Annotated in this window: 5 protein-coding genes and 1 tRNA gene; 3 read left to right on the forward strand and 3 right to left on the reverse strand. The window is 62.6% G+C overall.

Annotated features, from left to right (window positions below; all coding sequences use genetic code 11):
- The 3 genes from AC1DYX_RS23040 to AC1DYX_RS23050 all read right to left on the reverse strand — a co-directional run.
- Positions 1-2,105, reverse strand: a 2,105-nt coding sequence (locus tag AC1DYX_RS23040) for a putative bifunctional diguanylate cyclase/phosphodiesterase (RefSeq protein WP_477263167.1), incomplete at its 3' end; no start/stop codon positions are given.
- A gap of 353 nt (positions 2,106-2,458) precedes the next feature.
- Positions 2,459-2,893 carry a hypothetical protein gene (locus AC1DYX_RS23045; RefSeq protein ID WP_477263169.1) on the reverse strand — a complete coding sequence of 145 codons (435 nt, stop codon included), beginning with the start codon at positions 2,891-2,893 and terminating at the stop codon, positions 2,459-2,461.
- A gap of 257 nt (positions 2,894-3,150) precedes the next feature.
- The gene (locus tag AC1DYX_RS23050; protein WP_477263171.1) at positions 3,151-4,116 is read right to left on the reverse strand and encodes a diguanylate cyclase; all 966 of its coding nucleotides are present in this window, start codon (positions 4,114-4,116) and stop codon (positions 3,151-3,153) included.
- 159 nt (positions 4,117-4,275) lie between these two features.
- On the opposite strand from AC1DYX_RS23050, the gene AC1DYX_RS23055 reads away from it, so the two are divergent.
- The 3 genes from AC1DYX_RS23055 (at position 4,276) to AC1DYX_RS23065 (ending at position 9,592) form a co-directional block, all read left to right on the forward strand.
- Positions 4,276-4,351: transfer RNA gene (locus AC1DYX_RS23055), tRNA-Lys, on the forward strand.
- Between the two features lie 709 nt (positions 4,352-5,060).
- Complete coding sequence (locus tag AC1DYX_RS23060; RefSeq protein ID WP_477263173.1) at positions 5,061-6,359, forward strand: hypothetical protein; 1,299 nt, start codon at positions 5,061-5,063, stop codon at positions 6,357-6,359.
- Between the two features lie 68 nt (positions 6,360-6,427).
- Positions 6,428-9,592 carry a TonB-dependent receptor gene (locus AC1DYX_RS23065; protein WP_477263175.1) on the forward strand — a complete coding sequence of 1,055 codons (3,165 nt, stop codon included), beginning with the start codon at positions 6,428-6,430 and terminating at the stop codon, positions 9,590-9,592.
- Positions 9,593-9,724 lie beyond the last annotated feature (132 nt).

Raw genomic sequence — 9,724 nt, forward strand, 5'->3', positions numbered from 1 at the left:
GGCGAGATGTTGATCGACACGGGCACCAGCTTGTCGCCGTTCTGCGCCCAGCGCGCGAGCTGGGCACAGACCTTGTCGATGACGAGCTCGCCGAGCTTGAGCACCAGCCCCGTTTCCTCGACCAGGGGTACGAACTCGGCCGGCGAGACGACGCCGCGCGTCGGATGGACCCAGCGCACGAGGGCTTCCAGACTCGTGATCGAACCGCTCGCCAGGTCGACGCGCGGCTCGTAGTACATGACGAACTGGTCGTTTGCCAGCGCATGGCGCAACTCGCGGATGCGCTCGAGGCGCGCCTTCAGCTGGTCGTGGAATGTACCGTCGAAGAAGCGATAGCTGCCGCGATCGTTCGTCTTGGCCGAATACATCGCGACGTCGGCATTCTGCAGCAGCGCGCGCGGTTCCTTGCCGTCGGTCGGGAACACGCTGATGCCGATCGACGCGCCGACCACGTACTCGCCGTACGACAGGCGGATGCTGCGCCGGAACGCGCGCTGGATCCGCTCGCTGGCCTGGGCCGCGTCCAGCGGATCGGTAATGTTGTCGAGCACGATCACGAACTCGTCGCCGCCGAACCGCGTCACGCAGTCATGAGGCCGGACCGCTTCCTTCAGCCGGTGCGCGGCCGTGCACAGCAGTTCGTCGCCGGCGGCATGGCCCCACGTGTCGTTGATCGCCTTGAAGCCGTCCAGGTCGATGAACAACAGGGCGAACATCTTGTCGTCTTTCTCGGCCCGGGCAATGGCGTCATGCAGATGGCTTTCGACCCAGTAGCGGTTCGGCAGGCGGGTGAGCGGGTCTTCGTTGCTGCGCCTCAGCAGTTCTTCTTCATGGGCGCGGCTCTCGGTGACGTCGCGTGCCGACACGGCCRGGTTGTCGCCGTAGCGGAACATTTTCAGGGTCACCCATTTGGCCGGGAAGTTGTCCTGCGGGCGTCCCAGCGTCACCTCGTTGTAGCCGCTTTCCATCGCGCGCTTCAGGCTGTCCATGCGCGTCTTCCGGGCCTCGCCTTCATACAGTTCCGTCACCTTCCTGCCGATCAGGTCCTGGCGGGAGCGCGCCACCAGCTCGGCGGCGCGCCGGTTGCAGTCGATCACCTCGAAATCGCCGACTTCGCCCTCGTCGTCCCATTGGGGCCGCAACATGTAGAACCCTTCGTTGCTGGCCTCGGTCGCCATCCGGTACGTATCGCGGATCACGCGCAGTTCGTCGCTCCGACGCGCCAGGCGCAGCGAATAGCTCATCGCGAGCAGCGTGAACAGCAGCACCGTCGCCGTGCCGAGCCACGCGGTACCGGTCCACGCGCGGCGCATCGCATACCATGGCGCCAAGGCGGCTTCGTGATCGAGTCCGACCACCGCGTTCACGCCGCAGCGGTCGACGTGTTCCCAGCCGACGTAGCGCGGCCGGCCATCGCCGAACCAGTCGTCGACCAATGCGCTGCCGGCCGACAGCCGCAGGGGTGGCGCATGGACGAACCCGGGTTGCCGCACGGTCCCCGCCGGCCCTTCCGAACGCAGCGCGCGCGTGCGCCCGTCGTCGCCGACGATCGTCACCAGGCCGTCCCGACGGAAGATGGGGTCCGTGTCGCCGGTCGTGAAGTAGGCGGGATCGACCGCGACGACGACCGCGGCCGCGAACCTGCCGTCGCGGTCCGACAATTCCCACGCGAACAGCAACCGGTGCGAGCGGCCGGCACGCCCTTCGATGGGCACATCGTCGACGAAGAATTTGACCGGCATGCCAGTGCGTACCCGCGGCAGGATGTACGCGACGGCGGCCGGCGACAGCGCCGTCGGGGCGGTGGAGGTCAGCACCTGGCCCTGCGCATCGATCACCGACACGAGCAGGCGCGACGCATCGAGGAACAGGCCATGCTCATCCGCATAGCCCAGATGCATGTCACCCTGCCTCGCCTCCCAATCGTATTTGACGAACCGGGCGGTCTGCTCGATCGTGTCGACCCTGCGCTCGATCTGCCCGGCGTAGCCGTTGGCGAGCGTCAGCGCATCCTGCAGCGTCCTGAGTTCGAGCTGCCTTCGCTCCGCGGCCAGCTGCTGGAACAGGAGGAACCAGCCGAGTCCCAGCACGGCCAACGCAGCCATCGGCCAGGCCAGCAGGCGCCAGACGTGCCGCTTCCAGAACGCAGCGGGACCGTCTCGCGCGTTCCGCGCTGTCGCAACGCGCTCCCGCAAGTACGTCAATAATCTGCGAAACATTGCCCGCCCCTGTCACGGCCCTTGAACAGAAAGTACTGCTGGTCTCGGGAAAATTCAACTCGCATGCGTGAGGTGTTGCGGGCGGAGCAGTTGGTGTTACGGCGTGGACATGCAGGGGTGGTTCCAAGTGACCAAGAACGTGATCGCAGCCGGGCTTGCCGGCGCGAGTCGCTAAAATCGAAACAGAAACGCCAGCATCGACGCTGGCGCTTTCGTTTTCCATCGTCCAGCGGGCATCATCAGCGCTGCGCCATCTTGGCACTCACCACGATCATTTGCGCCAGGCGCGGATCCGAATTAGCGCGCGGGACATAACTCATCATCATGTCGTCGCCGGAATCGCCACGGTTGAATTCCATGATCACATTGCCGTCGCGCGAGACGAACCGGTCCGGCGATTGCGCGATCAGACGTATCGGGCGTTGTTTGTCGATCACCGCACGGATGCCGTCGCGGGCCGGCTCCACTTTCATGCGCCAACCGTTCGACAAGGCGTAGGCGCCGCTGACGGCGTCCTGCTGGTAGTCCCAGATGCGGAATGCGGGCGGCTGCGCCGTCACCTCGACACGGGTGATCGACGTGTCGTCGTTGATCGGATAATTCCCCGACTGCGCACCGACACTTGGTGCAAGCAGCAGCAGGGATACGGGAAGTAGTAGTGAGAGGGCACGCATGATCGCTCCTTCAGGGACGGGATGTATGGGACACGACACCGTGCCCGGGAGCGCGATGCCTCGCCTTTTTGTGCCGCGTGCCGGCATGCCGGCACATGGCAACATCAGTCTAGGGCAGCGGCCGCCAGTCTCAAGGCGTAAATACAGCGCATCACAAAACAGTCTCGATTTAGCGAATATCAGATCGAAGCGAAATGACACGAATCAAGCTGCGGTGGAGCGCTTCCCGTATCGCGATGCAATGATGTGAAAAGCACTCACGCGGACGCGTCGCCATCTACCACGACACGGTTGCGGCCACCACGCTTTGCCGCATACAAAGCCTTGTCGGCAGCCTCGATCAGTGCGGGAACCTCGCGCAGTCTTTCGCGATCAAAGCTTGCGACACCGATGCTCAACGTGACCATCGGCCAGTGGGCGGACGGCGCATGCGGCAACATCAGTCCAGCCACATGTTCGCGGATCGTGTTCGCGTGCAGCCTGGCCTGTTCGAGCGACGTGTCGGGCAGGATCGCCGCGAATTCCTCGCCACCATAGCGCGCCGCCACGTCGGCCGGGCGCTTCAGCTTCGCGGCCAGCGCCTGTGCCACGGTGGAGAGGCAGGCGTCGCCCTGCTGGTGGCCGAAGTGGTCGTTGTAGGCCTTGAAGGAATCGATGTCGATCAGGAGCAGCGACAACTCACCCTTCGCGCGTTGCGCGCGGCGCAGTTCGCGGTCCAGCGCAACGTCGAAGTAGCGGCGGTTGGCGATGCCGGTCAGGCCGTCGACGTAGGAACGGGCGCGCAGCGATTCGGCATGATCGAGCAGGCGTTTTTCGCGTTCGACGGTGCCGCTGACGTTGCGGATCTCGATCATGCAGTAACGCTGTTCGCCGTCGCGGAACGGCGTGACCGTCACGGCCTGGTCGATGCGTGGGCCGTCGAAACTGCCCGCCTCGCGCAAGGGGAAAGGTGCCCGGTTTTCCGTTGGCGGGATGCTCGTGCTCGCGCCTTCGGTCAGCGCGGCCAGGACGGCCGCTTCGACGCGCGAACCGCGCAGTTCGGGGAAGACGTCGAACAGCGGACGCTCGCGCACGCGCGCGGCGGCCCGGGCGGAACGGGGCACCATCCAGCCGTTCCAGAGCACGATCTTGTGGTCGGCGTCGAGCACGATGATCCCGCTGTTGACGAGATTCAGCACGCGCGTGGACAGGTCGGTGGCGGTATCGGGGTCGGTCGGGATCACGGCACGGTTTAATAGCTGAAAATCAATTAATCATACCGCAATTCAATCGGCGCACGCGTGCCGAATACCCGGCATTTGCTTGCGTCTCCCAACAATTGTTGCCAATTTCCACGGAAGCACTTGGCCACCTGCTGTCGAGCCGCTATAATGCTGCCCGTCGGGTCGTTAGCTCAGTTGGTAGAGCAGCGGACTTTTAATCCGTTGGTCGCTGGTTCGAGCCCAGCACGGCCTACCACGAATTTGCAGGACCAAATGAGGCGTTACGAGTGATCGTGACGCCTTTTTTGTTGGCTGTTCGCATTGATTCGGTAAACCAGTGCCAACTTGTTAACCAAGCTGAACAGCAGCGCACACAACCCGCCCGCCGGTGTCGTCATGCGCGGGGCCTCCAGCCACCTCTGCCACCACGCACGAACCAATGGCGCCCCAGCCAGTCGCGCGCCCTGATGGACGCGACGCCCTTTGCCCGCCGCTTCATTGTCTCGGCAACCAAAAGCTGACGGGTCTGCCCGTCAACACGATGCAGAACTGATGCGAATTCACAACATCCGATCAACGTAGTGAGCGATGGAAACTTCCTTAAAGCAACCATTCCCTCTTATTCTTGAGCTGTACTAAGACGTATGTACACGCTGGTAAATCTTATTGCTGATATTGACAATTATTGTAATTGCGATCGATCAAGCCGGCTTGCATCATAAATATTAACGATGTTTGTAATTCATTAAAAACAACAAGGTTTGAGGTTTGCAAGGCCAGGCTTACGCAGGTTCCTGACACTCCGCTACCAGTCGAATACATCCCATCAAGCATCCGTACCGGCGCGCGTTCCCGCGTGGCGCGCCGACGCACAACTGTGCCTCGGCACAGCCCATGCGGGACCCACGAGCAACGAGTTAACACAACAGAAAGCAGAAAGGAACACCACCATGAGGAGACAGGCGATGAAATTCCAGGTTTCAGCGATTGCGCTTGGCTGCGCCGCGCTGATCAGCGGTTGCGGCGGCGGCGGCGGCGGCTCGAACGACGGCGGAACGGCGCAATCCATTACGTTCAACTTCCCCGGCGGACCGCTGTTGGCTCTTCCACCCGACGTCGCGACCACCAAGCTGGTGGCGTTAGCAAGCGGCGGCGGTGCCGTTACTTTCACGTCCGAGACGCCGACCACGTGCACCGTCAGCGGTGACACGCTGTCGCTGATCAAGGGGGGCGAATGCAACGTGACGGCCCACCAGGCCGGCGGCAACGGCTTTGCCGCCGCGTCGCAAAGCCAGCTGTTCGTCATCCCCAAACAGCCGCAGTCGATCATCCAGTTCCGCAACCCCGGGTCGCAGCCGCTCGATACGAACACAGTTACATTGTCCGCCGGCACCACCTCTGGTGTCCCGGTCACTTTTACGAGCAAGACGCCAAGCGTGTGTTCGGTCAGCGGGACCACGCTGACCAAGCTCGCCAACGGGATGTGCACCGTCAACGCCACGTCGGAGGGTGACTACTACGCGAAAGTGTCGATGGATCGGAACATTCCGATCGGCACCGAGAAGGCGGCCGCACTGAATTTCCTGACCGGATACAAGGACGGCGACACCACCAAGGAAGGCGCCCTCATTGGACACCTGGGTGGTAACCAATGGTGGTGCCCCCCCGATGCATGCACGCACGACGCTTCCAGTGACGGTACCTCCTTTACCTTTACCGCGACCTGGAATAGTGTTCCGCAACCGGGGTCCTGGAATTACAACTCGGCAACATTCTGGATTAACACGGTCGGCTTTGCTGACGCAAGTTTCGATACGAACAGCCCTTATCGAAGCGTCTTGTTGCCCAGCAACTTCGACAAGAACGGCAGCGCGTCCGTCGGCCTGCATATCGACGCCCAGGCGGCGCTGAAATTCAATCTCGGGGAAAACCCGGAATGGTACGGCTCGACCAACAATTCATTCGATGTTGAACTGGTCCTTGGCCACTTCAACCTCAAGAACGGCACGGATGCATGCAGCGTGACCCTGAAGGCCACTGTGAAGCCGACCGCCGCCAGCGCGGACTACAGCGTCGGACTCAAGGACCAGTTCGCGATTAGCGAAACGTGCGGTCTGACCGGGCTGGACCTCTGGAATGAACTGCAGGACCACACAATCACGCAGATCAAGTTCTCCGCAGTACAGCCGAACGCTGACGTGGCCGACAGTTCGTCGAAGTACACCACCCAGTTCAAGCTGACCGGGCCGATCTTCTTCCAGTAACGACGGATCGCTAATCAAAGCCACTGCCTGGCGGTGGCAAGCAGGGCATAAACAAGAGGATATAGATAATGACAAGGATTGAGACGAAGATCGTGCGCAAGCCGATCAAGATGACCGCGCTGTCGTTCGCGGTGGCGCAGGCGGCGCTGGTCTGGGGCGGCGCAGCGCATGCGCAAACGGCACCGGCCGGCGACCCGGCGGCAACGACCGTGGTCGTGACCGGCCAGCGCGCGGCCTTGCAGTCGGCCACGAAGCTCAAGCAGTACGCCGACGAGGTCATCGACGCCGTCGTCGCGGAAGAAGCCGGCAAGCTGCCGGACAGGTCGATCACCGAAGTGCTGCAGCGCGTCGCGGGCGTCACCATCGACCGCAACAACCGCGGCGACCCGGAACACTTCAACGTCGAAGGTTCGGGCATCTCGGTGCGCGGCCTGACCTGGGGTTCGTCCACGCTGAACGGCCGCGAATCGTTCTCGGCCGGCTATCCGGGACGCGAACTGAGCTGGGGTGACGTGCCGCCGGAACTGATGTCTGCGGTGGTCGTGCACAAGAATCCGCCTGCAGAACTGATCGAAGGCGGCGTCAGCGGCCAGGTCGACCTGCGCACCGCGCTGCCGTTCGACTACAAGGGCAGCAAGGTCGCCCTGTCGGTCAACGGCAACTACAACGCACTGGGCAGCAAGAAATCGCCGGGCCTCTCGGGCCTGGTGTCGAACCGCTGGAAGACCCGCACCGGGGAATGGGGCGCGCTGCTCGACCTGTCGGCCAACCAAACCAACAGCCACAACGATTCGCTCCAGATGGATGCGTATTATCCGCGCACCGACATCGTCAACGGCAAGACTGTATGGGTGCCGAAGTCTGCGGAATTCCGTACCAACCAGGGCAAGAACGACCGCGCCGGCATCTATGGCGCGCTGCAGTGGAAGAGCAACGACAAGAGCGTGGAATCCGCTCTGACGTACTTCCATTCGGGCTACAGGGGAAGTAGCAATGAATATGCCACGTTCTCGGGTGTCGGCGGCAGCCCGGAGTCGCCCTACAATATCAAGGTGCTGAATCCCGTGTTCGACGAGCACGGTGTCCTGCAGAAAGGCACCCTGACCATGCCAGCCGGCGGCCTGGGAGCGAACCAGTTCGCAGCGGGGGGCCTGGCCTTCAACTCGGGCACCTCGGGCGGTGAATCGCGCTCGCAGACGCGCGAAATCGCCTGGAACTTCAAGTGGAACATCAATGACCGCTGGTCGTACCAGAACGACCTGCAATGGGTACATGCAACGGACAGCTCGAATGGTTACTCCATGATCATGAGCACGTTCATACCCCGCGTCAACGTCGACATGTCGGGCGGCCTGCCGAATTACACCTACGACGACGCCACGCGCGCCTTCCTGGGCGACAGGAAAAATTACTACCTGTACAACATCATGCCGTCGCTGGGCAAGGCCGACGGCGACTTGTATACCTGGAAGGGGGATGTACGCTACCACTTCGACCATCCGGTGCTGCGCGACCTGCGCTTCGGCGCCCGTGTGACCCAGCGCACGGCTAACCACTCCAACAACTACGGTTGGAAGAGCATGTCCGAGCCGTGGGCCGTCCTCCCGACGGACACGCCGGGCCAACTGCCCTCTGCCGCACAATTGGCGAACTCGAGCAATTGGCAACCCCGCGTCAACATGGGTTACTTCAGCGATCCGCGCTATGCGAACCTGGTGCCGACCACGGTCCGCGGCTTCTCGAACTTCTTCAACGGCAAGGTTCCGGCAGTGCCGAGCATGGTGGCGCCGACCGATGCTTTCGCCTCCAATTATCCGGCGTCCTATGCCCAGACAATGACGATCCTCAAGCTGTTGTGCGAGGACGGGCACACGGCCAGGGGCACGACCGGCGACTGCTCGACCGCCGATGGCGGCTGGAAACCGCTGGACTTCAGCGACCCGTCCCATGTCAGCGGCCAGAAGGAACGCACGCAGGCCGTCTATGGACAACTGCGCTTCGGCTTCGACGAATTGCGCTTCCCCGTCGAAGGCAACCTCGGCGTGCGCGTGGTCCGTACGAATTCCAATTCGCACGGCTTCATGATCTTCAATCCGACCTATTCCGCCACGACGCCACCGTCGGTCCCGCAATTCGGCACGGTCAACGCACCGATCCAGGTGACGAATACGTACACCGACGTGCTGCCGAGCCTCAACCTGAAGGCCGACCTGACGGACAAGGTGCAGACCCGCGTCGCGTTCGCCAAATCGATGTACCGCCCGAGCTTTGGCGATCTGAGCGAGTACGTCAACCTGAGCCAGGCAGTCACGACGGTTAGCAACGCCCAGGGGGTCTCCCAGGTTCAGAGCATTGGCTACACGGGTAGCGACACCGGCAACGGCAAGCTCAAGCCGATCAAAGCCAACAGCTTCGACTGGACGCTCGAGTGGTATCCGGGTAACGGTTCGTCGCTGACGCTGGCGCTGTTCCGCAAGAACGTCAGCGACATCATTTTGCAGACGGGCTATCTGACGCCGGTGAAGGACCTGGCGGGCAACCCGCAGAACTTCCTGGTCACGGGCCCGGACAACGTCGCCAAGGGTTCGGTGACGGGTGCGGAACTGGCCGGCCAGACGTACTTCAACAACGTGCCGGGCCTGGACCGTATCCTGCCGGACTGGGCCAAGGGCTTCGGCATCTCGGCGAACTACACGTACATCGACAGCAAGCAGGAGCTGTACCACCCGTTCAGCCAGAAGTATTGCCCGGCCAACGGCTCGTTCAACAACGCCGGGGTCAGCATCTACGGCTGCGACACCAACGGCCTGCCGTTCACGTCGATGCCGCTGCAATACCTGTCGAAGAACGCGTTCAACGTGATGTTCCTGTATGACCGCGGTCCGCTGTCGGCACGCCTGGCCTACAGCTGGCGCAGCCGCTTCCTGCAGGGCGTGGGCACGAACGGCACCGGTGGTCCGGATGGCACCAGTGCCGATCCGGCTCGCAAGGATGCGAACGGCAACGAACCGCGTGACGTTTCCTGGGGCCTGCCGACCTGGCAGGAAGCCACCGGCTTCCTGGACTTCGGTGTGGACTACAAGTTCAACGATCATATCTCGGGCAGCTTCGCCGCGAGCAACCTGACGGACGTCGTCGTCCGCCAGACGCAGCAACAGGCGCCCGGCGCTCTGGGCCGCGCCTGGTTCGAACCGGGCCGCAGCTACCGTATCGCCTTGCGTTACACGTACTGATGCATGGCAGGGCGGCTCCGCGCGGAGCCGCCTTCGCAAGCATCCGAAGCGTCGCGAGTCATCGCGACGCTTTTTTTTCGCCCGGACATTCGTTTCATCCGACAATTAATTGGTCCTAGTCAACAGAAGCCT

It is taken from the genome of Massilia sp. P2_C2, assembly GCF_056404615.1.